The 23,982-nt window shown below is 71.5% G+C and carries 23 protein-coding genes and 1 pseudogene; 4 read left to right on the top strand and 20 right to left on the bottom strand.

What is annotated here, in order from left to right:
• Positions 1-13: 13 nt before the first annotated feature.
• The 3 genes from AB0N02_RS36570 to AB0N02_RS36580 all read right to left on the bottom strand — a co-directional run bounded on the left by AB0N02_RS36570 (position 14) and on the right by AB0N02_RS36580 (position 3,177).
• Positions 14-1,201, bottom strand: coding sequence for an MFS transporter (locus tag AB0N02_RS36570; RefSeq protein ID WP_363956341.1), 1,188 nt, complete (start codon positions 1,199-1,201; stop codon positions 14-16).
• Positions 1,202-1,587: 386 nt separating this feature from the next.
• On the bottom strand, positions 1,588-2,067 hold the full coding sequence (locus AB0N02_RS36575; RefSeq protein WP_363956345.1) for a nucleoside deaminase: 480 nt from the start codon (positions 2,065-2,067) through the stop codon (positions 1,588-1,590).
• Between the two features lie 21 nt (positions 2,068-2,088).
• Entirely contained in the window at positions 2,089-3,177 is a 1,089-nt protein-coding gene (locus tag AB0N02_RS36580) for a BMP family ABC transporter substrate-binding protein (protein ID WP_363956348.1), read from the bottom strand.
• Positions 3,178-3,304: 127 nt separating this feature from the next.
• Here AB0N02_RS36580 and AB0N02_RS36585 point away from each other — a divergent pair, with 127 nt between their 5' ends.
• Complete coding sequence (locus tag AB0N02_RS36585; RefSeq protein ID WP_363956351.1) at positions 3,305-4,501, top strand: transposase; 1,197 nt, start codon at positions 3,305-3,307, stop codon at positions 4,499-4,501.
• Positions 4,502-4,523: 22 nt separating this feature from the next.
• Here AB0N02_RS36585 and AB0N02_RS36590 read toward each other — a convergent pair whose 3' ends face one another.
• Positions 4,524-5,399, bottom strand: coding sequence for an LLM class flavin-dependent oxidoreductase (locus AB0N02_RS36590; RefSeq protein WP_363956353.1), 876 nt, complete (start codon positions 5,397-5,399; stop codon positions 4,524-4,526).
• 174 nt (positions 5,400-5,573) lie between these two features.
• Between AB0N02_RS36590 and AB0N02_RS36595 the strand changes: the two genes are divergently transcribed.
• Positions 5,574-6,455 (top strand): LLM class flavin-dependent oxidoreductase, encoded by an 882-nt coding sequence (locus AB0N02_RS36595; protein ID WP_363956355.1) that lies wholly within the window; start codon positions 5,574-5,576, stop codon positions 6,453-6,455.
• Positions 6,456-6,614: 159 nt separating this feature from the next.
• Here AB0N02_RS36595 and AB0N02_RS36600 read toward each other — a convergent pair whose 3' ends face one another.
• The 11 genes from AB0N02_RS36600 to AB0N02_RS36650 all read right to left on the bottom strand — a co-directional run bounded on the left by AB0N02_RS36600 (position 6,615) and on the right by AB0N02_RS36650 (position 18,695).
• The gene (locus AB0N02_RS36600) at positions 6,615-7,085 is read right to left on the bottom strand and encodes a MarR family transcriptional regulator (RefSeq protein ID WP_363956358.1); all 471 of its coding nucleotides are present in this window, start codon (positions 7,083-7,085) and stop codon (positions 6,615-6,617) included.
• Between the two features lie 31 nt (positions 7,086-7,116).
• Entirely contained in the window at positions 7,117-7,779 is a 663-nt protein-coding gene (locus tag AB0N02_RS36605; protein ID WP_363956361.1) for an RraA family protein, read from the bottom strand.
• A 6-nt stretch (positions 7,780-7,785) separates the two neighbouring features.
• Positions 7,786-9,285 carry an AMP-binding protein gene (locus AB0N02_RS36610; protein WP_363956364.1) on the bottom strand — a complete coding sequence of 500 codons (1,500 nt, stop codon included), beginning with the start codon at positions 9,283-9,285 and terminating at the stop codon, positions 7,786-7,788.
• Positions 9,282-10,907, bottom strand: coding sequence for a hydantoinase B/oxoprolinase family protein (locus AB0N02_RS36615; protein ID WP_363956367.1), 1,626 nt, complete (start codon positions 10,905-10,907; stop codon positions 9,282-9,284). Before AB0N02_RS36615 ends, AB0N02_RS36610 begins: the two co-directional genes overlap by 4 nt.
• A gap of 1 nt (position 10,908) precedes the next feature.
• Complete coding sequence (locus AB0N02_RS36620; protein WP_363956370.1) at positions 10,909-12,981, bottom strand: hydantoinase/oxoprolinase family protein; 2,073 nt, start codon at positions 12,979-12,981, stop codon at positions 10,909-10,911.
• Complete coding sequence (locus AB0N02_RS36625) at positions 12,974-13,894, bottom strand: 2-oxoacid:ferredoxin oxidoreductase subunit beta (RefSeq protein ID WP_363956373.1); 921 nt, start codon at positions 13,892-13,894, stop codon at positions 12,974-12,976. Before AB0N02_RS36625 ends, AB0N02_RS36620 begins: the two co-directional genes overlap by 8 nt.
• Entirely contained in the window at positions 13,887-15,725 is a 1,839-nt protein-coding gene (locus tag AB0N02_RS36630) for a 2-oxoacid:acceptor oxidoreductase subunit alpha (protein ID WP_363956376.1), read from the bottom strand. Before AB0N02_RS36630 ends, AB0N02_RS36625 begins: the two co-directional genes overlap by 8 nt.
• A 109-nt stretch (positions 15,726-15,834) precedes the next feature.
• Positions 15,835-16,614, bottom strand: coding sequence for a hypothetical protein (locus AB0N02_RS36635; RefSeq protein WP_363956379.1), 780 nt, complete (start codon positions 16,612-16,614; stop codon positions 15,835-15,837).
• A gap of 54 nt (positions 16,615-16,668) precedes the next feature.
• The gene (locus AB0N02_RS36640; protein WP_363956382.1) at positions 16,669-17,049 is read right to left on the bottom strand and encodes a nuclear transport factor 2 family protein; all 381 of its coding nucleotides are present in this window, start codon (positions 17,047-17,049) and stop codon (positions 16,669-16,671) included.
• Positions 17,037-17,489, bottom strand: coding sequence for a VOC family protein (locus tag AB0N02_RS36645; RefSeq protein ID WP_363956385.1), 453 nt, complete (start codon positions 17,487-17,489; stop codon positions 17,037-17,039). Before AB0N02_RS36645 ends, AB0N02_RS36640 begins: the two co-directional genes overlap by 13 nt.
• 12 nt (positions 17,490-17,501) lie before the next feature.
• Positions 17,502-18,695: an aromatic ring-hydroxylating dioxygenase subunit alpha gene (locus AB0N02_RS36650; protein WP_363956388.1), complete on the bottom strand. Its 1,194-nt coding sequence runs from the start codon at positions 18,693-18,695 to the stop codon at positions 17,502-17,504.
• A gap of 159 nt (positions 18,696-18,854) precedes the next feature.
• Here AB0N02_RS36650 and AB0N02_RS36655 point away from each other — a divergent pair, with 159 nt between their 5' ends.
• Entirely contained in the window at positions 18,855-19,880 is a 1,026-nt protein-coding gene (locus AB0N02_RS36655; protein ID WP_363956391.1) for an aldo/keto reductase, read from the top strand.
• Positions 19,881-20,012: 132 nt separating this feature from the next.
• On the top strand, positions 20,013-20,486 hold the full coding sequence (locus AB0N02_RS36660; protein WP_363956394.1) for a carboxymuconolactone decarboxylase family protein: 474 nt from the start codon (positions 20,013-20,015) through the stop codon (positions 20,484-20,486).
• A gap of 347 nt (positions 20,487-20,833) precedes the next feature.
• On the opposite strand, the gene AB0N02_RS36665 is transcribed toward AB0N02_RS36660, so the two are convergent.
• The 5 genes and pseudogenes from AB0N02_RS36665 to AB0N02_RS36685 form a co-directional block, all read right to left on the bottom strand.
• Positions 20,834-21,043 carry a hypothetical protein gene (locus AB0N02_RS36665; RefSeq protein ID WP_363956397.1) on the bottom strand — a complete coding sequence of 70 codons (210 nt, stop codon included), beginning with the start codon at positions 21,041-21,043 and terminating at the stop codon, positions 20,834-20,836.
• Positions 21,044-21,073: 30 nt separating this feature from the next.
• Positions 21,074-21,163 (bottom strand): annotated as a pseudogene (locus tag AB0N02_RS36670) (NAD-dependent epimerase/dehydratase family protein); the annotation flags it as partial.
• Between the two features lie 13 nt (positions 21,164-21,176).
• On the bottom strand, positions 21,177-22,046 hold the full coding sequence (locus AB0N02_RS36675) for a TIGR03619 family F420-dependent LLM class oxidoreductase (RefSeq protein WP_363956400.1): 870 nt from the start codon (positions 22,044-22,046) through the stop codon (positions 21,177-21,179).
• A 507-nt stretch (positions 22,047-22,553) separates the two neighbouring features.
• Entirely contained in the window at positions 22,554-23,027 is a 474-nt protein-coding gene (locus tag AB0N02_RS36680; RefSeq protein WP_363956403.1) for a hypothetical protein, read from the bottom strand.
• Positions 23,024-23,824, bottom strand: a complete 801-nt coding sequence (locus AB0N02_RS36685) for a hypothetical protein (protein ID WP_363956518.1) — start codon at positions 23,822-23,824, stop codon at positions 23,024-23,026. Before AB0N02_RS36685 ends, AB0N02_RS36680 begins: the two co-directional genes overlap by 4 nt.
• Between the last annotated feature and the right edge of the window lie 158 nt (positions 23,825-23,982).

A 23,982-nucleotide genomic window follows, 5' to 3' on the forward strand; every position in this document is an offset into this window, starting at 1 on the left:
TGAACCGGGACGATCAGAGCCTCACGGCCAGCCAGCCCGAGGGCACCATGAGCGCGGACACGGCGATCATGACGGCCAGCGACACGCTCCACGTTCCGGTCATGTCCCGCAGCAGTCCCGCGACCAGCGGACCCACCGCGGCCATGAGATAGCCGCAGCTCTGCACCACGCTCGACAGCCTGTCGGCCTGGGAGGGCCCGTCCGCCTTGGCCGTGACCATGACCAGCGAGAGGGGGAACGCGGCGACGCCGACCCCCAGCAGGACCGCCCACACGTACGGCGCCGCCCCCGGCGCGACCAGCAGCCCCGCGAACCCCGCCGCCCCCGCGCCTCCGCAGGCCATGGCGTACCAGGCCTGGCTACGCGGTGTGCGGGCCAGGATCGGCACCATCATGCCGGTGGGCAGGCTGACGAGCTGGACGAGTGAAAGCGGCAGCCCCGCCTCGGCGGGGGCGACCCCGGCCTCGGTGAGGACGCGGGGCAGCCAGGCGAGCACGACGTAGAAGACGATCGACTGCAGCCCGAAGAAGACCGCCAGTGCCGCCGCCGTCCGCCATCCGGCCGTCTGTCCCGCCGCCGCACCGCTCCCGTTCGCCCTGCTTCCCCCCGCCCCGTCCCGGGCCGTTCCGCTCTCGCCCGCCGTACTCCCGCCTGCCGTCACGCCGGAGGTGGCCGAGGCCCGCGCCAGAAGCGTCAGGGGCAGAGCGGCGGCGAGAGCGGGCAGCACCCACACCGCCAGGGACGTGCGCCAGCCGTGCGTCAGAGCGTCCAGCGGTTTGGCCAGGGCCGCGGCGAGCATCGCGCCGACGCCCATCGCGGCGGCGTAGACACCGGTCATGACGCCGGTCCTGCCGGGGAAGCGCCGCTTGACCACTCCCGGCAGCAGCACGTTGCCGACCGCGATGGCCACCCCCACCAGGGCCGTGCCGCCGATGAGGGCGACGGTCCCGGCCGCGCCGCGCAGCAGGATTCCCAGCGCGAGAAGGGGCATGGTCGCCGCGAGCGTGCGCTCCGCGCCGAACCGGCGGGCGAGGGCCGGGGCCAGCAGGGCGAAGACCCCGAAGCAGAGCAGCGGCAGCGTGGTCACCAGCGAGATCATCCCCGCGCCGAGCCCCAGCTCCGCTCCGGCCTCCCCGGCGAGCGGGGAGAACCCGGCCAGCGCGGAACGCAGGTTCAGGGCCAGGGCGACGACAGCCGCCACCGCGACCGCCGTCGACGCCGCCCTGACGCCCTTCCCGTCCGAAACGGCAAGCCCATCCGAAACGGCGAGCCCGCGCGGAGGGGAGAGCCCATCCGGAGGGGTGAGTTCTCTCCCGTCTTGGACCATGTCTTCCCCGCCGTTCCGAGTCGTCGGTCCTTCTCCCTCCCGAACCTCCCTGGCCTCCCTGGCCTCCCCGACCGTGGGCCCCTCCCCGTCCTGAAGCACGGATTCCCCTGCCTTTCCGGCCGATGCCCTCCCGGTCCGAGCCGGTCCGGGGACCGGTCCGTCCGGCGCTCCCGTCGCCTGTCCTGCCGCCGGTTCGTCCACCGCACCCTCCGCCGCCTCGCCGGAACCGTCCGGTGACACGATGCCAGGCCCGCCGTCCCTCACCGACCGGTGACCCTGGCCGCGGGGGCGGCGCGGTACAGTTCGGCGGCCTCGTCGCGCAGGACGCCGGTGATCCACGGGATCGGCGGGAAGGGGGAGGCGGCCAGCACCGTCTCCGGGGGCAGGCACATGCCCTTCCAGCCCAGCTCGGCGAGCAGGTCGGCGTCGCACGCGACCACGACTCCCCGGACCCTGGCCCAGATCGCCGCCCCCGCGCACATGACACACGGCGCGGCCGTACTGACCAGGATCGTCCCGGTGAGGTCGATCCCGAGCGGACCGGCCGCGCGGATGGCGTTGACCTCGGCGTGCGCGGTCGGGTCGCCGGCCGCGGCGGTGTTGTGCGCGCGGACCAGCACGTGGCCCCGCTCCGCGTCGACGAGGACCGCGCCGAAGGGCCTGGCGGCCTTGCGGGCCTCGCCGATCGCGACGGCCATCGCGTCGTCGAGTCCGGCGGCGACGAGGGGGTTGAACGTCATGGGATCCTCCCGGGTAAGGGGTCAGCCGGTCTTGATGCGCATGTCGGAGCGGAGCGGCTTCACGAACGGGCCCCCGAGGTAGGTGTCGAGCAGCCAGTCGAAGGCGTCGGTCGGCAGGAAGGTCTCCAGCCGGGTCAGGCCGGGCAGCGGTTCGACGTCGGTGAGCACGTCCGACAGGCTCAGCCCCTCGGGGACGACCTCCTCGCCCCGGTTGTTGCGGATCGGACCGCGCCACAGGTCCAGCTCGCCGCGGCGGATCAGTCCGGCCGCCTCGACGGCGGGCCGGGCGACGTGCTCGGGGACGAAGGAGGCGGGTTCGGTGTTGAAGACCACGCCGTCGCTCGCGTGGTAGTAACGCCAGCCGGGCTCCCAGGTGCCGTCGGCGACGGCGCGGACGCTCCGCACGAAGTGCGGGCTCCAGTCGACCAGGTTGCCGACGAGCACGTGGCCGGGGGCGAGACGGCGGCGGTCGCTGTTGCGCACGGTGGTGTGACAGCCGCGCGCGGCCGCGGTCAGCACGACCGGGTCGTTCTCGGTGAGCGCGCCGCCGATGACGTCGCAGCCCAGGTCGGCCAGTTCGTGTACGGCCGCCGCCTCCCGCTCCGGCGCCATCCAGCTGCCCACGACCCGGGTGTGGATGCGGGCGTCCGGGTTGACCGCGCGGATGCCGAGGGCGAAGGCGTTGAGGTAGACCACCTCGTGGCCGGTGGCGATCGGCACCCCGATGAGCCCGCTCTCCGTCATGCCCCCGGCGAGCATGCCGGAGACGTAGGCGATCTCGTCCACCGCCTCGCGGAAGCTGCTGACGTTGGGCAGCAGGCGCATGCCCTGGCAGATGTCGAACCGGGTGTCCGGGTAGGCGTCGGCGATCTCCAGCACGAACGGCTGGTAGCCCTTGCTGCCCAGGAACACGATGTCGGCCCCGTCGGCGGCGAGCCCCTCGATCAGCCGCCGCCCGGCGTCGTCCTCGCCGACGTTCTCGTGGGCGGAGGTCCGTACGGCGTCGCCGAGCGTCTCGGCGAGCCTGAGCCGTCCCTCCTCGAAGGTCTCCGCCCAGCAGTGCGGGCTGTGGATGTCGGTACGGTAGACGAACGCGGCGCGCACGGTCATGCGATGGTCTCCTTCACCGAGCACTTACAGCGTGGATGCCCCGTCCTTCAGGGCGGGGAGGAAGCGCGGAACGATGCCGCATGGTGATCTCCGGGTTTTGTCGGTGGGGTTCGGTAGGTTGATCGGCGTGTCCCGTTACCGGCTCTCCCCGACGCCTGCCCAGGAGCAGGCGCTGGCCGAGCACTGCGGGCATGCCCGGTTCGTGTGGAATCTCGCCGTCGAGCAGCACCGGCATTGGAAGCCGGGCCGGAAAAGCGCTCCAGGGTTCGCCGAGCAGTGCCGTCAGCTCACCGAGGCCAGGGCGGAGTCCGGCTGGCTGAGGGCCGGGTCGATCGTCGTGCAGCAGCAGGCGCTCAAGGACTTCGCCCAGGCCATGGCGAACTTCTTCGGCGGAACCCACCGGAAACCCACCTGGCGCAGACGCGGCCGGGGTGAGGGGTTTCGCATCGTCGCGGTCAAGCCCGGCGACGTGCGGCGCCTGTCGCGGCGGGTGGGTGAGGTCAAGGTCCCGAAGGTGGGATGGGTGCGGTTTCGCTGGTCGCGCGCCGTTCCCGGCGGGGTGAGATCCTACCGCGTCACCCGCGATCGGGTCTGGCGCTGGCATGTCGCCTTCGCCGCCGTCCCCGAACCGATCCCCGCCCCCGGAACGGGTGAGGTGATCGGGATGGATCGGGGGGTCGCGGTCTCGGCCGCCCTGTCCACCGGGGAACTGCTCCAGGTGCCCGGCCTGCGTGACACCGAGAAGAGCCGCCTGCTGCGGTTGCAGCGCAAACTCGCCCGCGCCGGGCGCGGCTCCAACCGCCGGGCGAAGGTCAAGGCCGCCCTTGCGAAACTGAGGGCCCGCGAGGCCGACCGGCGCAAGGATTGGATCGAGAAGGTCAGTACCGGCCTGGCCCGCGGGTTCGACGTCATCGCCGTCGAGGACCTGAAGATCTCCGGCATGACCCGTTCGGCCAGGGGCACCTTGGCCGAGCAGGGCGGCAACGTCGGTCAGAAGGCCGGTCTCAACCGGGGCATCCTCGCCGCCGGATGGGGGCGGCTGGTGACACGGCTGGAAGACAAGGCCCCCGGCCGGGTCCGGAAGGTTGACCCGCGTTACACGTCGCAGACCTGCAACGCCTGCGGGCACCGCGCGGCCGGGTCGAGAGAGAGCCAATCTCGATTCCGCTGCGTCGCCTGCGGGCATCAGGACAACGCCGACGTCAACGCGGCCAAGAACGTCAGGGACACCGCCGCGGGGCATGCGGTGGATACGCGGGGAGGCGACCGGGGTGCCGGGCCTGTGAACCGCGAACCTCAACGCGACCTCCTCCTGGTGGGGTAGTTGCTGTTGGAATCCCCCGCTTTCAAGCGGGGGAGGATGTCAAGAGGATTCTCGCCAGGTCGTGGCCGGGCTCGGCGCCCAGGCCGGGGATGATCAGTTGGTCGAGCCGGATGGCCTCGGCCAGCTCGGTGAGCCGCCGGGCGCACTGCTCGGGGGTGCCGACGAAGGAGAAGGCGGCGACCAGCTCGGCCGGGACGAGGTCGGCGGCCGCCTCGGGGCCCGCCCGCCTGAGCCGGTCGGCGTAGGCCCGGTCGACGCCGAGCCGTTCCAGCAGCGCGGGCGGCGAGTCGGGCAGCGCGTAGCCGAGCTCGACCTGCTGGCGCCGGTAGGACCGCTCGTCCATGGCGAGCTGCGGCCGGTAGCAGATCCGCACGCCGGGGCGCCGCGCCCGCAGCCGGTCGGCGACGCCCGCCAGATCCGCCGTCGGAAACCCGGCGAGCATCACCCCGTCCGCCTCTGCGGCGGCTAGGTCGAGCATGCGCGGCCCCTTGGCCGCCACCCAGATCTCCGTGCCGGGACACGTGTCGCGGATCGCGGCGATCGTCTCGCGTGTCCTGGCGACGGGGCGTTCCGGGGCGAGCCCGAGCGGCCCGAGGGCGAGCGTGCCCCCGGCTGCCAGGCAGATCCTGGCCCGCCCACCGGTGTGCTCGGCCGCTCCACGCAGCGCGTTCGCGGTGATCAGGGGATGACGCGAGTAGGGGTTGGTCGGTCCGAGTCCGAGGCCGATCCTGCCGGTGGCCGCGGCGACGGCGCCGAGCAGTACCCACGGATCGTGCGCGTGCGTGCCCTCGTCGGGGATCCACACGCAGTCGAGGCCGAGCCGGTCGGCCCTCACCGCGATCTCCACGACCTGCGCGAACGGCGCCCCGGGGACGAACACCGAAGTGGCGAGTTCCACGCCCCTCCCTCCAACGAGCCGAAAAGTTGCTTAAATTTCAGCAACTCACCGAAGGGGCGTCAACGCCCGGTTCCGCCCGGAGGAACCGCTCTCACTCTTCCTCCCGGCGCGACCCGCCGTACGCCGTGAGAAGTTTTCCTTCACCCCTCCCGTGCCGGTGGATAGCCTGAACCGGTGCAGATAGGCGTGAACGTCCCCAACTTCGGTCCCGGCACCGATCCCGACGTGTTACGGCGGTGGGCACAGACGGTCGAGGGTCTCGGCTTCGACCTGCTCATGATCTCCGACCACGTCGCGGTGACGCCCGACGTCGCCGAGCGGTACCCGGCGCCGTTCTACGAGCCCTTCACCACCCTGGCGTGGCTGGCCGGCGTCACCCACCGGATCCGGCTCGGCACCTCGGTGCTCGTCCTCCCCTACCGGCACCCCCTGCTCGTCGCCCGGATGGCCGCCAACCTCAACCGGATCAGCGGGGGGCGGCTGGTCCTGGGGGTGGGCGTGGGCTGGGCGCGGCAGGAGTTCGACGCCCTGGGGGTGCCGTTCGAACGGCGCGGCGCGCTGACCGACGAGCACCTGCGCGCGGTACGCGCCGCCTGGGAGGACGAGCGGGACTACCGCTCCGGGCACGTCCCGATCTGGGTCGGCGGCAACAGCGACGCCGCCCTGCGCAGGGCCGTACGGCTCGGCGAGGCGTGGCACCCGCTGTACTTCACCCTGCCGTGGCTGCGCGAGGCGCTGGAGCGCGTCGGCGGCCTCGCCCGCGAACAGGGGCGCCCCGTGCCCGCCCTGGCGCCCCGCATCGTCCTGCGGCTCACCGACACGCCGGTCACCGGCCCCGGACGGCTCGCGGGCGAGGGCACGACCGACCAGGTCCACGACGACCTGCGCGAACTGCGCGCGCTCGGCACCGAGACCGTCGTGCTCGACCCGTTCGACGGCGATCCGGCCGAGACCCTTCACCCGCAGCGGGCCTGGCGGGCGCTGGCGACCGTGGCCGCCCTGGAGAACCTGACCGGTGGCCACCTCCCGCAGGAGATCCCGGAGGAGCGACGATGACACACGATGACGAGAGACTCCTGCGCCGGGCCGTCGAATTCGAGGAGGCGCGCGTGCCCGTCGAGGGGTACCACCGCTGACACCCGGTTCCGGCGGATCTCGGAAGGCCGCGGCTCAGAGCTCGACACCCGGTTCCGGCGGGCCGCGGAAGGCCGCGGCTCAGAGACGGCACTCCGGCTGATCCCGCAAGTGGAGCAGGGCTGCGTCCAGGCCGGGTCCCAGGGCGTTGACCGCCTCCGGGGGCAGGAAGGCGAACAGGTGCTCGTGGAGCGCCCGGCTGACCTCGGCTCTGGCCTGGACGACCACCCGTTCCCCCTCGGGGGTGAGCAGGGCGTAGGTGGTCTTGCCCCGGACCGGGTCGTCCTCGCGCTCGACGAGGCCGAGCCGTACCAGCCGGTCGATCTGGTGGGCCAGGCGGCTGCGCGAGAACCAGACCCGCTGGGCCAGCTCCGTCATGCGGACCCGGCCCGAGTCGGCGATCTGACGCAGCACCCCGTAGTCGGCGTGGTTGAGCCCGAAGCCGTCCTTGAGGCGCCGGTCCAGCAGCGCGGTGACCAGCCGCCCGCCCTCCACGAAGTTGCGCCAGCCGTGGAGTTCGTCAGGTCCGAGCCGTGAGCCGTCGTCCGCCATCCCGGAAGAGTAACCCGGCCCGGGGCCGACGTCAGTTCGCCGGGGAGCCGGCGTGGAGCGTCCCCGGAGCCCCGGCGCGCAGTGCCGCGACGATGTCGGCCTTGTGCCGGTAGGCGGCGGCCATCGGCGCACCCTCCCGCAGCGCGGCCGCGACCGCCTCCTCCGCCGTGGCGTAGGCGGCGGCGTCGGCCAGCACCTCCGGATCCGGAACGGCCACCACGCCGCCCTCGTCCATGAGGATCGTGTCGCCGTCGGCGATCCGCACGCCCGCCACGGACACCGGCTCCCCCATCGCCGCGACGTGGACCAGGGGGCCCGGCCCCGCCGTGGCCTCGTAAAGCGCCCACAGCGGCAGGCCGAGCTCCCGCACCGCGCCGACGTCGCGCGCCCCGCCCTCGACCAGGGCGCCGACGACGCCGGCGTTCCGGGCCGCCAGGGTGAGGATCTCACCCCACACCGCGCCTTCCGCCGCCTCGGCTCCGGCGACGACGACCACGCGCCCGCCGAGGTCCTCGTCGAGGAGCCGGTGCAGGGGTTTGAGCCCCTCCGGGCCCGGCCCGGGGGCCAGCAGCACCGTCCTGGCCTCCCCCCGTACGGCCGCCGCCCGGTGGACGGGCAGCAGCGGCGGGCTGAGCCATCCCCGCAGGCCCCGAAGCTGGAGCACGTCGGCGACGGCACTGGCCGGTGGGAGCATGTCAGTTCATCCCTTCAACAGAAATTTCCGGATCTTACCCACCGAGGTGCGGGGCAGTGCCTCGACCACCTCGAACCGCACCGGCCGCTTGGACTTCGCCAGCCTGGCCTCGCACCAGCCCGCGAGGTCGTCCAGGGCGGCGCCGTCCTTCGGCACCACGAACGCGACCGGCACCTCGTCCCTGATCGGATCGCGCTCCCCCACGACCGCCGCCTCGTACACGCCGGGGTGGGCGGCGAGCACGGACTCGACCTCGACGACCGACACGTTCTCCCCGGCGACCTTCAGGATGTCACCGCCCCGCCCGCCGAAGTAGACGTTGCCGTCCTGGTCGACCGTGGCGAGGTCGCCGGTGGCGAACCAGCCGTCCCGGAAGCAGGCGGCCGTCGTCTCGGGGTCGTCCAGGTAACCGCCGAACAGCGTCTCGCCGGGGGTGCCGCCCACGAGGATCTCGCCGACCTCGCCCGGCCGTACCGGCAGGCCCGTCTCCGCCGAGACGACCCGGACCGCACAACCCAACGTCGGCACGCCCATGGCCTGCGGGACCGGCGCGGGCATCCGGTTGGTCAGCACGGCCGGGAGGGTCTCGGTCATGCCGTACAGCTGCCGGGGGCGGCAGCCGAGCAGGGCGGCCATCGCCTCGTACTGCTCGTCGGTGAGGTTCTGCGCGTACCAGCAGTTGACCAGCCGGAGTCCCTCGACCGGGGCCGCCCCCCTGGCGAGGATCATCCGCATCGGCGCGGCGAACAGGCTGGCGTGGGTCGCCCCGTGGCGGGCGGCCTGTGCCAGGAAGCGGCTCGCCGAGAAGGTGTGCGTCAGCGCCACGCTCGCGCCGACCGCGATGGCGGGCGCGAAGGAGTAGTACTGCGCGTTGGCGTGGAACAGGGGAAGCACGACCAGCTGCCGGTCGTCCGGCCGCAGCGCGGCGGCGGCGGCCATCACGTCTCCGGCGAAGGCGTAGTTGGCCTGGGTGACCACCACGCACTTGGGCGCGGAGGTCGTGCCGGAGGTGAACATCAGGCCGAGCGGCGCGTCGGGGGGCGGCAGCTCGCTCCACAGCGGCGGCTCCCCCGCCAGGACGTCGAGCGTGACGTCCGCCTCCGGCACCTCGACGACCTCGACCCCGGCCACCTGGGAGACCGCGACCCGGAAGACGGTCGCCCGCTCCGGCGCGCAGACCCCCAGCACGGCGCGGGTGCGCCGCAGGTGGACGGCCAGCTCGGGGGCCGTCGAGGAGGGGTCGGAGGGGACCATGGCCGCGCCAAGCTTCGCGCAGGCCAGCCAGATCGCAACGAACGCCGGGGAGTTGCGCAGGGCCACGCCGACGCGCGAGCCCGCCGTGACCCCCCGGGCCTGGAGCCCACCCGCCACCCGGTCCACCAGGGCGTCGAATCCGGCGTAGGTCCAGCGGGTCACGGACCCGTCCGGCCCCTCCCAGATGAGGAAGGGGTGGTCCGGACGGGCCGCCACCGCGTCCCACCAGCGGGCGGCGAACGTGACGGTCATGCCCCTGATCCGCCTGCGGGCGAGGCGGGGACCGCGGCGGGCACGGCGTCGGAGGAGGCGCCGGTGGGCGTGCCGTACCCGCCGCCGCCCGGGAGCTCCAGCCTGACGACGTCGCCCGGCTGGAGGGTGATGCGGGCCTGGGTGCGGACCGGTTCCCCGTTGACGAGGAAGCGGCCCGTCGCCCCGGCCTCACCGCCGAAGACTCCGAGCGGTCCCCTGGCCAGGCGGCTGGTCACCGCGTTGAGCGTCCACGGCGCCTTGGTGTCCACCGTGAACTCGATCGTCTGGCCGAGACCGCCGGTGTGCAGTCCCCGGCCGCCGGAGTCGCGGCGCAGTTCCTTGCGGAGGAACCGGATCGGGGCCGAGCCCTCGACCACCTCGATGGGCACCGCGGAGACGCCCGTCGGATAGGAGGTCGCCGACAGGCCGGACTTCGACGCGCGGGCGCCGACGCCGCCGGCGTAGGTGAACATCGCGGTGATGAAGGGGCGGCCGTCGTCGTGCTGCCCGCTGACCTGCATGGTCCACACCGCCGCCGACCCCTCGGCCATCACCGCCTCGGGCAGCACCTGCGACATGGCCTGCAGCAGCGGCATCGGCAGGAACATGCCGACCACGTGCCGGGCCGTGCACGGGGACGGCGGCACCGCGTTGACGATGCTGCCCTCGGGGGCCTCGACCCGGATGGGGGCGAGCGAGCCCGCGTTGTTCGGGATGTCGGGGTTGAGCAGGCTGCGCAGCGTGAACGTGGTGTAGGCGTGGGTGTAGTTCTTCACCACGTTGATGCCGTACGGGCTGGCGCCGGAGGAGCCCGCGTAGTCGACGAGGATCTCGCCGCGCTCGTTGTCGACCGTCAGCGCGACCTGGATGGTGATCTCCGAGCCGTCGGCCAGGTCGAGCACCGAGGACGCCTCGTACCGCCCGCCGGGCAGGGCCCTGATCGCGCGCCGGGTGGCGTCCTCGGAACGCTCGACGACCACGTCGGCGAGGTCCTCGATGTCGTCGAGGCCGTAGGTGTCGAGCAGGGTCTGCAGCCGCTGCGCGCCGACCTCGCCGGAGGCCATCTGCGCGTGCAGGTCACCGGCCATGTGGGTGGGCTGGCGGACGTTGGCCAGGATGAGGTCCCAGACCGGGATGTTGCGCTCGCCGCGCACCATCAGCTTGGTGATCGGGATCCACAGGCCCTCCTCGAAGACGTCCCGGGCCCCCGCGCCGATGCCGTAGCCGCCGACGTCGGTGTGGTGGATCGTGGAGCAGAAGAAGGCGATCGCCCGGCCGTTCCTGAAGACCGGGACCAGCACGGTCACGTCGAGCAGCTGCCCGGCGGTCTTGTAGGGATCGTTGGTGATCAGCACGTCGCCGGGTTCGAGCGAGTCGACCGGGTGCTTGTCCAGCACGTGGCGCACCGCGATGGCCAGCGAGTTGATGTGGCCCGGGGTGCCGGTCACGGCCTGGGCGACCATCCGGCCCCGCCGGTCGAACAGCGCGTTGGCGAGGTCGCCCGCCTCGCGCACGATCGGGCTGAAGGCCGCCCGCTGCAGCGCCCTGGCCTGCTCGTTGACGGTCGAGATGAGCGAGCCCCAGAGCACCTCGAGCTCGATCGCGTCAAAGGTCCTGCTCAACTCAGGCCTCCCTGGTTGCGATGACGGAGCCGTCGGCGGAGACCTCGCAGGCCCAGCCGTCCGGCACGACGGAGGTGGTCTCGCGCTCCTCGATCAGCGCGGGGCCGCTGAAGCGGTCTCCGGCGCCGAGGGAGGCACGGCGGTAGACGGGGACGTCGACGGGCGCCTCGCCGCGGCGGAAGCGGGCCCGGCGGGTGCCCTTGGGGACGGGGGCACCGGTCCCCTTCGGCAGGGCGGGCACCTCGAAGGGCGGGGCGTCCGACCAGGCGGCCACCCGCCAGGTCACGACCTCCACGTCCACGTCGGGGATGCGCAGGCCGTACACCCGCTCGTAGGCCTGGTGGAAGGCCTCGGCCGCGTCGGCGACGGACCCCGGCCAGGTCTCTCCCTCGCCGACCCAGACGGTGATCTCGTTGCCCTGCCCGGCGTAGCGGGCGTCCAGGCCGTAGCGGAACTGGACGTTCGCCACGTCGGCCCCTGCGGCGGTGAGGACCCGGCGGCCCTCCTCGCGCATCTCGTCCAGCAGCGCGTCGCGGTCGGTCTCGACGCCGTCGCCGAGCACGCGGAGCATGCTGCGGGCCAGGTCGATGCGGACCGGGCTGACCAGGGTGCCGAAGGCGGACAGCACGCTCGCGTTGACCGGGAAGATCACCCGGGGGGCCTCCAGGAGCGTGGCGACCCCGCAGGCGTGCACCGGGCCCGCGCCGCCGAAGGCGATGAGCGAGACGCCGCGCAGGTCGATGCCGCGTTCGACGGCGTGCATGCGCGCGGCGGCGGCCATGTTCTGGTTGATGACCTCGTAGACGCCGACCGCGGCCTCCTCGGCACCCGCCTCCAGGGCCTCGGCCAGCGGGCCGAAGGCGGTCCTGGCCGCCTCCAGGTCGAGCGGCATCTCGCCGCCGAGGAAGTAGTCCGGGTCGAGCAGGCCCATGACGAGGTCGGCGTCGGTGGTCGCGGGGATCGTGCCGCCCCTGCCGTAGCTCACCGGTCCGGGGTCGGCTCCGGCGGAGTCGGGGCCGACCTTGAGCAGGCCGAGGTCGTCGATGCGGGCCAGGCTGCCGCCGCCGGCGCCGATCTCCACCAGGTCGACCGAGGGCACCGAGCACGGGTAGCCGGAGCCCTTCTTGAACCGGTAGACCCGGGCGACCTCGAACTCGTTGGTCAGCTCGGGCCGGTGGTCCTCGATCAGACAGGACTTGGCCGTGGTGCCGCCGAGGTCGAAGCAGAACAACCGGTCCTCGCCGAGCCTGCGGGAGTACCAGACCCCGGCCAGCGCGCCCGCCGCCGGGCCCGACTCGACCAGCCGGATCGGCACCTTGCGCGCGTCGGCGGCGGAGACGACCCCGCCGTTGGAGAGCATCATCAGCACCGAGGCGCCGAAGCCGCTGTCGCGCAGCCAGCGCTCCAGTTCCTCGAGGTAGGGGCCGATCACCGGCATGGTGGCCGCGTTGCAGGCCGTGGTGATCATGCGGGGGTACTCGCGGATCTGCGGGGTGACCTCGTAGGAGGCGCAGACCGGCACGCCGAGCCGCTTGGCCAGGCCCTCGGCGACCACCCGCTCGTTGTCGGCGTTGGCGTAGGAGTTGAGCAGGCAGACCGCGACGGCCTCGACGCCCCGCATGCTCTCGGCCAGCTCGTCGAGGGCGGTCTCGGCGGGGGCGAGCCGTACCTCGCCGGTCGCCGTCACACGCTCGTCGATCTCGAAGACCAGTTCCCTGGGGATGGGCGGGGCGGGGAACTCGATCTGCAGGTCGTACATGTCGTAGCGGTGCTCGGTGCGGATCTCCAGCGTGTCGCCGAAGCCCCGGGTGGTGACGAGCGCGGCGCGGCCTGTCTTGCCCTCGATGAGGGCGTTGGTGATCAGCGTCGTCGCGTGCACGATGGGCCGGGTGATGTCGCGCGGCTCGATCCCGGCCTTGGCCAGTGCCGAGGTCACGCCGTCTCGCACGCCGCCCAGCGGCGCCGAGGGCGTGGTGAGCGTCTTCTCCACGACCACTCGGCCCGAATCGGCGTCCAGCAGGACGATGTCGGTGAAGGTGCCGCCGATGTCGACGGCGAGGCGCCAGTCAGTCACTCGCTGCGTTCCCCTCGGTGATGGTCCACGTGTCGGGACCGTTGAGCAGGGTGGCGAGGTCGCCCTCGCCCTGGGTCTGTACGGCCTGGCCGAGCTGGGCGGCCATGAGCTCGTCGTAGGAGGGCCGGTCGACGTCGCGGAAGACGCCGATCGGGGTGGGGTCCGAGACCCGGGAGGCGACGAAGGCCTCGCCGAGGTCGTCGGTGGTCTCGATCTCGTGGAACAGGTCGTCCCGGGAGAAGGCTCCGTCGTTGAAGATCGGGCAGTTCTGGTAGATCTCCACGAACGAGGCGCCCCGGTGGGCCGCGGCCCTGCGGAGCACGCCCTGCAGGTGTTTGCGGTCGGAGTCGATGGTCCTGGCCACGAAGGTGGCCTCGGCGCCCAGGGCCAGCGAGATGGGGTTGAACGGCCGGTCGATGGATCCCATCGGCGACGATTTCGTGATCTTCCCGGCCTCGGAGGTCGGGGAGTACTGGCCCTTGGTCAGGCCGTAGATGCGGTTGTTGAACAGCAGGATGTTCAGGTTGACGTTGCGGCGCAGCGCGTGGATCAGGTGGTTGCCGCCGATCGAGAGCCCGTCGCCGTCACCGGTGATCACCCATACCGACAGGTCGGGGCGGGAGGTGGCCAGGCCGGTGGCGATCGCCGGGGCGCGGCCGTGGATCGAGTGGAAGCCGTAGGTGTCGAGGTAGTAGGGGAAGCGGGAGGAGCAGCCGATCCCGGAGACGAACACGATCCGCTCTCGGGGGACGCCCAGCTCGGGCAGGAAGGACTGCACCGCGGCGAGGATCGCGTAGTCCCCGCAGCCGGGGCACCAGCGGACCTCCTGGTCGGACTTGAAGTCCTTCATGCTCAGCTTGACGTCGGACTTCGGCACCAGGGACAGGCCCCGGCCGTTCTGGATCTCACTCACTGTCGATCACGTCCTGGATCACGCCGGCCAGCTCGGCCGCCTTGAACGGCAGGCCGCGGACCTGGGTGTAGGAGATCGCGTCCACCAGGTAGCGGGCGCGCACCAGCATCGCGAGCTGGCCGAGGTTGAGTTCGGGGATCAGCACCTTGTCGTAGGAGCGCAGCACGTCGCCGGTGTTGGCGGGCAGCGGGTTCAGGTGGCGCAGGTGGGCATGGGCGACCCGGCCCCCGGCCTTCCTGACCCGCCGTACGGCCGCCGCCACCGGCCCCTGGGTCGACCCCCACCCGAGCACGAGCACCCGGGCCTCCCCTCCGGGGTCGTCCGCGTCGAGGGCGGGGACGTCGATGCGGTCGATCTTGGACTGGCGCAGCCGTACCATCCGGTCGTGGTTGCCGGGGTCGTAGGAGATCTCCCCGGTGCCGTGGGCCTTCTCGATGCCGCCGATCCGGTGTTCCAGGCCGGGGGTCCCGGGGATCGCCCAGGGTCTGGCCAGGGTCTCCTCGTCACGGGAGAAGGGCAGGAAGCCGTCGGGTCCGGCGGGGCCGGCCGCGAACTCCACCGAGATGTCGGGCAGGCCGGCGACGTCGGGGATGCGCCACGGCTCGGAGCCGTTGGCCAGGTAGCCGTCCGACAGCAGCACGACCGGCGTGCGGTACTTCAGCGCGATCCGCGCCGCCTCGATGGCCGCGCCGAAGCAGTCGCCGGGCGAGGCGGCCGCGACCACCGGGACCGGTGACTCGCCGTTGCGGCCGAACAGGGCCATCAGCAGGTCGGCCTGCTCGGTCTTGGTCGGCATGCCCGTCGAGGGGCCGGCCCGCTGCACGTCCACCACGACGAGCGGCAGCTCGACCGCCACGGCCAGGCCGATCGTCTCGGCCTTCAGCGCCACGCCGGGTCCCGAGGTCACGGTGACGCCGAGCGCTCCGCCGTAGGAGGCGCCGAGCGCGGCGCCGACCCCGGCGATCTCGTCCTCCGCCTGGAAGGTCCGCACGCCGAAGTTCTTGTGCTTGGACAGCTCGTGCAGGACGTCGGAGGCCGGGGTGATGGGGTAGGCGCCCAGGAAGAGCGGCAGCCCGGCCTGCCGGGAGGCCGCGACCAGGCCGAGCGCCAGGGCGGTGTTGCCGGAGATCGTCCGGTAGCGGCCCGGCGCCAGTCTGGCGGGCTTGACCTCGTAGGAGACCGCGAAGTCCTCGGTCGTCTCGCCGAAGTTCCAGCCCGCCCTGAAGGCGGCGACGTTGGCGTCCCTGACGTCGGGGCGACCGGCGAACCTGCGGTTCAGGAAGTCGACGGTCGTGCTGACCTGGCGGCCGAACAGCCACGACAGCAGGCCGAGGGCGAACATGTTCCTGGCGCGGACCGCGTCCTTGCGTGTCAGCCCGAACTCCTCGACCGCCGCCAGGGTGAGCGAGGTCATGTCCAGGGCGTGCACCGCGAAGCCGTCCAGCGAGCCGTCCGTGAGGGGGCTGGCGCCGTACCCCGCCTTGGCGAGGTTGCGCTTGGTGAACTCGGAGGTGTCCACGATGATCCGCCCGCCGCGCGGCAGCTCCGCGAGGTTGGCCCTGAGCGCGGCCGGGTTCATCGCCACGAGCACGTCGGGCGCGTCACCGGGGGTGAGGATGTCGTGGTCGGCGAAGTGGAGCTGGAAACTGGAGACCCCGGGCAGGGTCCCGGCGGGGGCGCGGATCTCCGCCGGGAAGTTCGGGAAGGTCGCCAGGTCGTTGCCGAGGCGGCCGGTCTCGGAGGTGAACCGGTCGCCGGTGAGCTGCATCCCGTCGCCGGAGTCGCCGGCGAACCTGACGATCACCCGGTCGAGCTGCTTTACCTGCTTCATCGCCCGCCGCCCGCCGCTCCCGGCGCTCCGGTGGCCGCACCGCCCGCGCCTCGCGGCGCCCCGGCGCCCCCGCCGGCCGGGCCGGTGGTGCCCCGGAGCGGAACGCTGCTCACGCGGGCCCGCCGTGCACGGCCTCGCGCAGCCGCTCGACGAGCAGGCGGGGCTTGTCCGAACCCCAGACGTTGCGGCCGAACGCGACGCCCGCCCCGCCCGCCTCGACGACGCCGCGCGCGACCTCGACCACGTCGTCCTCGGTCTTCATCTTCGGGCCGCCGAGCGCGACCACCGGGACGGGGCACGTCTCCACCACGGCGGCGAACTCCTCCGGCGGGCCGGGGCAGACGGTCTTGATGATGTCGGCGCCCAGTTCGGCGCCGATGCGCGCGGCCCTGGCCACGTTCTCGGTCGTCCACGGCACGGCCTGCCCCCAGCCGCCGGGGATCATCTCCGCCATGACCGGCAGGCCGAGCATCTCGGCCTCGGAGCACAGGCGGGCCAGCCGGGTCAGCGACAGGTCCTCGTCGGGGGCGCCGGGGAAGGCCAGCACGACCAGGCAGTCCGCGCCGATCTTCAGGGCCTCCTCGGTGCGGTGCAGGATCTGGTTGAGGTCGGTGACCGCGCGCTCGCCGAGCTCCGACGAGCCGCCGTCGACCCGCAGCACCAGCCCGGCGCCGGCGAAGGCGTCGGCGTAGGCGCGGGCCAGGTGCCAGGTGGCCAGCACCGCGTCGGGGCCTCCCGCCGCGATCTCGTGCATCGGCTCGCCCAGCGGCGGCCCCTCGCCCATGTAGGCGGCGTGGTCGATGGCGACGAAGACGGCGCGGCCGTCCGCGCCGAACATTCGACGCATGCGACGGAGCTTGCCCGCCCCGATGGCGGAGGTGTTCAGCAAGGCTGTCTTCCTTTCCTGGCAGGTCTGTGGGTGCTGCTTTCTCTGGCCGGGTCCTCAGCCGGAGACCTGGCGGGCGAACTCCTCGCCGTCCCAGTAGTCGACCCGGTGGGCGACGAGACCGTCGGCGACCTCGAAGCGGAACATCCCGCGGATCGCGACGGGCCGTCCCCGGTAGGTGAAGGTCATCCGGTACGGCACCGCCGCCCTGGCCCCCTCCACGATCAGGTCCTCGATCTCGTAGCGCAGACCGGCGAACTCCGCCAGGAACCCCTTCAGTCGTTCCCGGTAGGCGTCCCGGCCGTGCAGGTCCACCCCGGCCGCCGAGGTGTGCTCGTTGTGGAAGGCCGGGGTGACGCAGGCGGCGATCTCGTCGGGGTCGTGGCGGTTGAGCGCCCCGAGGTAGCGCTCGACCGCCAGACGGGTCAGCTCCCCCACAGGGTGCGGACCTCCTCGAAGACCTGCTGGTTGTGCGAGATCTCCACGACGTTGCCGTCGGGGTCCTTCAGCGCGCAGATGTATCCGACCGGCGCGGGCAGCTCCATGGGCTCCCAGTGCAGGCAGCCCATCTCCCGCGCCTCGGCGGCGATCCGGTCCACGTCCTCGCGGTTGGGCACCTCCATGCCGAGGTGCGCGAACGGCGACAGCTGCGGCTGCTGCTTCCCCTTGTCCTTGGTGAACTCCACCAGCACCAGCACGAACGGGGTCTCCACCTGCTTGTCGTTGGACAGCCAGGCGTTGCGCCCGTCCTTGTCCTCGTGGCGGGAGACGACCACCAGCGGGGTCATGGTGGTGTAGAACTCGATCGCCTTGTCCAGGTCGCAGCTGGGCAGCGCGACGTGCGTCCAGCGCGCCTCGGTGAGCTTCTTCTCCAGCACGTCCTTCTCCTTCTAGTCCTTGTCCACTGGCCCGTCGAACTCGTCCGGGTCCAGCGGCGTGGCCACGTCCCGGCGGATGGCCCGCATCATGTGCTGTGCCCTTCCCTCCCAGAGGCTGGGCGGACCCACCCGGTAGAAGGGAGAGCGCAGGTTCTCCATGAGCTGCGTCACCATGTCGGTGTCTTCCTTGTTGGTCTGCTCGAGACCGTCCAGCTCCCGGTTCTGCAGGTCGAGGTCCTCACTGAGCCCGTAGATCCGGGAGAACAACCGTGAGCGGTCCGGTGCGATCGGATCCACTCTCACCATGATGAGCTGGGAGGCGTAGGGCAGCGGAGTGAGGTTCGGGTAGATGAACTCCGCGTAGCTGCCGCGCAGGTCCTGGGCGTCGAGGTCGGTACGGCCCGCCGACATGTCGAAGTTCTCGGAGTGCGGCTTGTAGCCACTGGTGGTGCGTCCCTCGAACCGGACGATGGTGTCCATCTGCTTGCGCACCTTGTTCAGCCGCCGGTGCACGAAACGCACGTGGTAGTCGTCGTTGGAGTTCTCGACGAAGGCCTTCCAGTTGATCGGGAAGGTCTCGTCCAGCTCCCGGTGGTAGCGCTTGAAGGTGTCGATCCGGTACCGCTCGTAGCGCGGCAGCAGGGGCGCGATCCACTCGTCGAAGGACGGCGCCTTGTGCGACAGGCAGCCGAAGACCAGTTTACCGAAGGCGACCTTGACCCTGATGGGGACCAGGCCGTAGTCCTCCTTGGGGAAGTCGGGGCCGTACATGCGGTCCATGTCGGGAATGCTCAGCAGCTTGCCGTCGAGCCCGTACGTCCAGGCGTGGTAGGGGCAGGCCAGGGCCTTGCAGTGACCCGCGGGGCGGAAGGCGAGACCGGCCGCGCGGTGCCTGCAGTTGTTGAGGAAGCCCTTGACCGAGCCGTCCTCCTGCTTGATCACGACGACGGGCTGGACGCCGATCTGGCCGGTGATGTAGTCGCCCGGCTTCTCCAGGTCCTCGACGTCGCCGAGCCAGACCCATGACCGGCCGAAGACGCGGATCATCTCCAGGTCGAAGAGATCCCTGTCCCAGACCTCCCACGGTTGCAACATGTCGCTGGGCAGCGGAGGGTTCACGAGTCCGCGTGACTCGTCCGCCCACTCGCCCTGTCGCCGCGCGACCCGTTCGTGCAAGGCCTGCTCAGCGGATCGATCTACGAGCACGAGCTGCCTCCTGTCCTGCTCAAGGGGGGTGACGCCGATGTCCGGACGCTACGTCCCGCCCACCGGGCGCCTCCATGTGCCCGCCGCACAAAGAACCGGGGTCCGCGCTGCCCCCGGGCAACATCGGTGCCCGCCGGACGGCATGGGATGGTCGGTGTCGTGAACCATCGCACGCTCGGCCGTACCGGCATCCAGGTCAGCCCGCTCTGCCTCGGCACGATGATGCTCGGGGCCTGGGGAAACACCGACCCCGGCGAATGCGAGCGCATCATCGCCACCGCGCTCGACGCGGGCATCAACATGATCGACACCGCCGACGTCTACGCGTTCGGCGAGAGCGAGGAGATCGTCGGCCGGGCCATCAGGGGCCGCAGGGACGAGGTCGTGCTCGCCACGAAGTTCGGCAACCCGATGGACGACTCACCCGGCCGCCGGGGCAACTCCCGGCGCTGGATCATGCGAGCCGTCGAGGACAGCCTGCGCCGCCTGGGCACCGACCACATCGACCTGTACCAGGTCCACCGGCCCGACCCGCTCACCGACATCGACGAGACCCTCGGCGCCCTGTCCGACCTCGTACGGCAGGGCAAGGTGCGGGCGATCGGCACCTCCTCCTTCCCCGCCGAGGAGGTCGTCGAGGCCCAGTGGGTCGCCGAACGCCGCCACCGGGAGCGGTTCGCTACCGAGCAGCTGTCCTACTCGATCCTGGCCCGGCACGCCGAGGCCGCGGTGCTGCCGGTGGCCGAGCGGTACGACCTGGGCGTGCTGGTGTGGAGCCCGCTGAACGGCGGCTGGCTGACCGGCAAGTACCGCCGTGACACCGTGCCGCCTGCCGACTCCCGCGCGACCCGCAACGCCGACCACTTCGACTTCCGGGCCGAGGACGTCAGGGCCCGCAAGCTCGACCTGGTCGAGAAGCTGGAGGCGCTGGCCGGGGAGGCGGGCCTGTCCCTGATCCACCTGGCGCTGGGCTTCGTGCTCTCCCACCGCGCCGTCACCGCCGCCGTGATCGGCCCGCGCACGCTGGAGCAGCTGAAGGGACAGCTGGGGGCGGACGCCGTACGGCTGCCGGCGGACGTCCTGGACGCGATCGACGCCCTGGTCCCGCCCGGCGCGAACGTCAGCCCCGACGACGTCGGCCACGTCCCCGCCGCCCTGACCGACCCCGCCCTCCGCCGCCGCTGAGCCGCCGTCGTCGTGGGTGTCTCCCTCGCCGCGGCGCGACAGGGGAGACGCACGTCACATTCTTTCCTGTCACATCCCGCCGAGCTGTCCCGTCCGAGAGGTGTACCCAGCGACAACGACAAGGAGTGCACCATGGACGCTCGTCTGAACCTTCAGGGCAACCCGGTCGCCGCCAAGTTCCTGAAGCACGTCATCTCGGCGAGCAAGGCGGTCTCGGGCTCGACGCTGCCGGCCGCGACGCAGCATTTGGTGGAGATCCGCGCCAGTCAGATCAACGGCTGCGGTTTCTGCACCGACATGCACACCAAGGACGCCACGCACGCCGGGGAGACTCCGGTACGCCTCAACCTGATCGCGACCTGGCGGGAGGCCAAGGTGTTCACCGACGCCGAGCGCGCCGCCCTGGAGCTGACGGAGCAGGGCACCCGCATCGCCGACGCGGCCGGTGGCGTCACGGACGAGGTCTGGGCGAACGCCGCCAAGCACTACGACGAGGACCAGCTCGCCGCCCTGGTGTCCCTCATCGCCCTGATCAACGCCTTCAACCGCTTGAACGTCATCGTCCAGCAGCCCGCCGGCGACTACCAGCCCGGCCAGTTCGGATAACGGACGGTACCCGGCCGGACCGCCGGAACCCTCCCGTACCGGCGGCACACGCCCCGGCCCCTCTTCCAGAGGCCCGGGGCGTCGTTCCGGGGGCCCGGCGGTCCGGGGCTCCGGCGGTCCGGCCGCCCCAGAGGCGGAGACCCTCCACCCTCCGCCGGTAAGCTGCGCCGGGTGGGCCACTTCCACCCCACCCGTGGGGCGACTGCTTCGGTGGTGCGGCTGTTGCCCACCTCGCTGGTAGCCAAGGCCTGCGAAAACCGTAGGGACGGCACCCTGGTAGCGCGGCACCGTCTGGCCACTCGGGCGGTCAAGGCAATCCCCCGGCGGCATGGAAGATCGGCGTTTTCTCAGACAGCGGCGTGCTGCCGGGAACTGAGCCAGTCCAGTTGCGCGGCCATCCCGGTGTCCAGGTCGACGTAAGGCTGCCGGTCCAGCAGGCGCTGGGCGGTGCGAAGATCAGCGTGTGTGGCGGGAACGTCGCCGTTGCGGGTGTTAGCCGCCTCGACCAGAACCGGCTGCCCGATGAGTCGGCGGGCGAGGTCGATGACCTCGTTCAAGCAGATACCGGTGCCCCCACCGACATTGATCACGCTGTTGCCGATGGAGGCTGTCGCGGCGGCGATGGTCGCCTCGACGACGTCGGTGACGTAGGTAAAGTCACGGCGCCGGCTGCCGTCGCCGAAGAGCCGGCTAGCCGGAGAGGCGTTCGAGGAGGGCGAACCGCTGGGCGAACGCGGACATCTCCTCGCGTTGCCGCTCGGGTTCGGTGGCGGTGGCGCTCACGACGATGCGGGTCACACCTTGCGCGGCGAACGCCTCGACCTGGTCGACGGTCATGTCGATCGGCCCCGATCGCGTGTACTCCAGCGTCTCCGGGTCGCGACCGGCTTCGACGGCGGCCGACCGGGCGATGTCCAGCTGGATGGCGCGTTCGTCCGGATCGAGCGCGCCACCGGGAAAGTAGCCGTCGCCGCGTCGTCCGGCGCGGCGCGCGGCCGCCCGGCTCGACCCACCGACGTGGATCGGCAGGTGGGTGACCCCGTGTGGTTTTGGAAACTGGGACAGGCCGTCGAAGGTGAAGAACTCCCCGTCGAAGCCGACGCCGTCTTCGCCACCGGCCCAGAGCAGCCGCATCACGTCGATCGCCTCATCGGCACGACGGCCACGGGTGCCGAAGTCGACTCCCAGCGCCCGGGCCTCACCGGGCAGGGAACCGAGCCCCACGGTCAGCAACCGCATTCGCCCCTTGGACAGCACGTCGACGGTCGCCAGGCGCTTGGCGAGGATCACCGGATGGTGGTACGGCAGCAGCAGTACGCCCGTCCCGAGGAGGATTCGTCGTGTGGCCGCGGCGACGAAGCTCAGGCAATCAAGCGGATCGAAGTACGGCAGCGCCGGCGGGAGCTCGAAACGGCCGACCATCGCACCGGGATACAGCGCGATGTGCTCGGGCACGTACAGCGACTCGAAGCCGCATTCCTCGGCGTGCTGGGCATAGGCCACGAGCCCGTCGGGATCGATGCCGTGGTACGGCGTGCTGTAGCTGATTCCAAACTTCATCGTCACTCCTCTGGCCGGCCGACGCGATGCACGACCGGTCGCCGGTCGGCACGGCCGGTGCTGCGGAGGCATCGTGGTCCCGCCATCCGTCGACGACCTCTGCCACCCGGTTGTCGTGGCCACGCTAGAACCTTGACGCCGACGTCAAGGCAACCCGCGCTCGGCCACGATTGCGGAAGCAACCGTTCCGCCGGACGTCGACAAGGAGGGCGACGGCGCTGACCGCGTACGCGACAGGCGCCAACGCCCAGCTCCCTCCGTCCGAGCGCGTGCCGAATCCGTTCGGCTTCCAATGGTGAGCTGCGCCTGGTGAGCCACTTCCAGCCCGCCCGTGGGGCAGGTGCTTCGGTGATGCGGCCGATGCCCACCCACCCGACGATCGACCAGGTCCGCAACGATCCGGAAGCGGCGAAGGCGGAACACGAGAAGATGCCGTGTCCCTACGGGATACCGGCACGCGAGACGGTCCGCACACGGAAATCCGGCCATCCACAATGGTCTCGGCTGTCAGCGCCGGGCACCTTCCGGCCAGACCACACGGACCAGCAACCCCTGTCTCCTGGCTTCGGCCACGACATCGGCCGTCCCGCCGTATCCCCTGGCAGGCTCGCCGTCCCAGACTGCGAGCAGTTCGTCGGCGTGATCGAGCATGAAGCGGCTGGCGACCATGTGCGACTCGGATGTGGACTCGACGAAGTCCATCGTGTGCACCCGCTCGGCTCTGGCGAGTAGCAAGTCGTACTCCTGATGCGCCTCGGCAGGCAGGCCCTCCCGATATCGACTGGCAGGAGTCACCACCTCCAGCGATCCCCCCAGATCGATGACGGCTCGGGCGAAAACCTGGTCGGCTCCGTCCGCGAGACATGACAGACCCGTGATCGCAGGGGCGTGTTCGGCGAGCAGCGAGCGGATGGCGTCGTCGATCAGGGCGGTGGTCGCGTTGGAAAGACCTCGGTGGCCAGAGACCGCGATACGGATCATGATCTTCTTTCTACGAGAGTCGTTCGAAGACGTTCGTCGAAAGCGCGAACGCTGTTGGTCATCGGCCCCTCATAGGTCCGTCGGAATCGCCTGGCACGTTGAATGATCCGCTCCGAGCCGTAGGTGGTCCCCAGTGTGAAGGCGTCCGACACCAACTGGAAAGCCTCGTCGTGGTCCCCGGACATAGCCTTGGCGGTGGCGATCTCGGTCATCAGCATCCCGCGCTGCTTGACAGCGGGCTGGGCCGACGACAACGACTCGGCAAACGCGGCCACGGCCTCGTCAGGGCGGCCGATCCGTACCATGACCAGGGCGCGATACCCCGCGAGCTTCGCGTGATCGAATGGGAAGACCCAGGGCCACGGTGGTGCCGCCGCCCTCTCACTCGCCGTCACCGCGGATTCGGCCTGCCGCAGGGCGACCAGGGCTGCAGGAGCGTCACGGACGGCCGCGCGGCCAAGCGCTTCGATGCTGAACAACCACGCCCGCGCGGTTGCCGGTGGCCGCTCCCCCAGTTCTCTTCGCGCTTGGGCAAGCAGTTCCAGCGCCAGTACCGGATCATCGGCGTCGATCTCGAAGGCGGCTAAACTCCCGATCATGTAAGCCGCCAGCAGGGAGTGCTCGGCCTGACGGGCACTGTCGACAGCCAGACGGTAGTAGGTGCGTGAGGTACCGGCGTCGTGCATATCGGCGTGAACCCATGCGGCGAAACCCGCAGCCTCACTCATTACCGCACGGATATCACCGGCGAACCGGGACTGAGCGGCGCGTCCGAGAATGCAGCTCGTCAGATTCACATGGGTTACAGCTCCCCGAGCCAACTCGCGAGCGGGTGTCGTTGCCTCCAAGCGCCGTTGAGCACCGGTAATGCTGGTCAACGTAGATGCGGTGGTTTCGTCTACCTCTGCGCGTTTAGGTAGTGGTAATGCGGTAAGAGCCGTGAGGGCTATCGCCT

It is taken from the genome of Streptosporangium sp. NPDC051022 (assembly GCF_040683035.1).
Taxonomy (GTDB): domain Bacteria; phylum Actinomycetota; class Actinomycetes; order Streptosporangiales; family Streptosporangiaceae; genus Streptosporangium.

Bases quoted from the DNA above. Each gene is read 5' to 3' on its own strand.
- AB0N02_RS36575 (WP_363956345.1), bottom strand. From the start codon at position 2,067: ATGACGTTCAACCCCCTCGTCGCCGCCGGACTCGACGACGCGATGGCC.
- AB0N02_RS36580 (WP_363956348.1), bottom strand. From the start codon at position 3,177: ATGACCGTGCGCGCCGCGTTCGTCTACCGTACCGACATCCACAGCCCG.
- AB0N02_RS36600 (WP_363956358.1), bottom strand. From the start codon at position 7,085: ATGGCGGACGACGGCTCACGGCTCGGACCTGACGAACTCCACGGCTGG.
- AB0N02_RS36605 (WP_363956361.1), bottom strand. From the start codon at position 7,779: ATGCTCCCACCGGCCAGTGCCGTCGCCGACGTGCTCCAGCTTCGGGGC.
- AB0N02_RS36610 (WP_363956364.1), bottom strand. From the start codon at position 9,285: ATGACCGTCACGTTCGCCGCCCGCTGGTGGGACGCGGTGGCGGCCCGT.
- AB0N02_RS36630 (WP_363956376.1), bottom strand. From the start codon at position 15,725: ATGAAGCAGGTAAAGCAGCTCGACCGGGTGATCGTCAGGTTCGCCGGC.
- AB0N02_RS36660 (WP_363956394.1), top strand. From the start codon at position 20,013: ATGGACGCTCGTCTGAACCTTCAGGGCAACCCGGTCGCCGCCAAGTTC.
- AB0N02_RS36675 (WP_363956400.1), bottom strand. From the start codon at position 22,046: ATGAAGTTTGGAATCAGCTACAGCACGCCGTACCACGGCATCGATCCC.
- AB0N02_RS36680 (WP_363956403.1), bottom strand. From the start codon at position 23,027: ATGATCCGTATCGCGGTCTCTGGCCACCGAGGTCTTTCCAACGCGACC.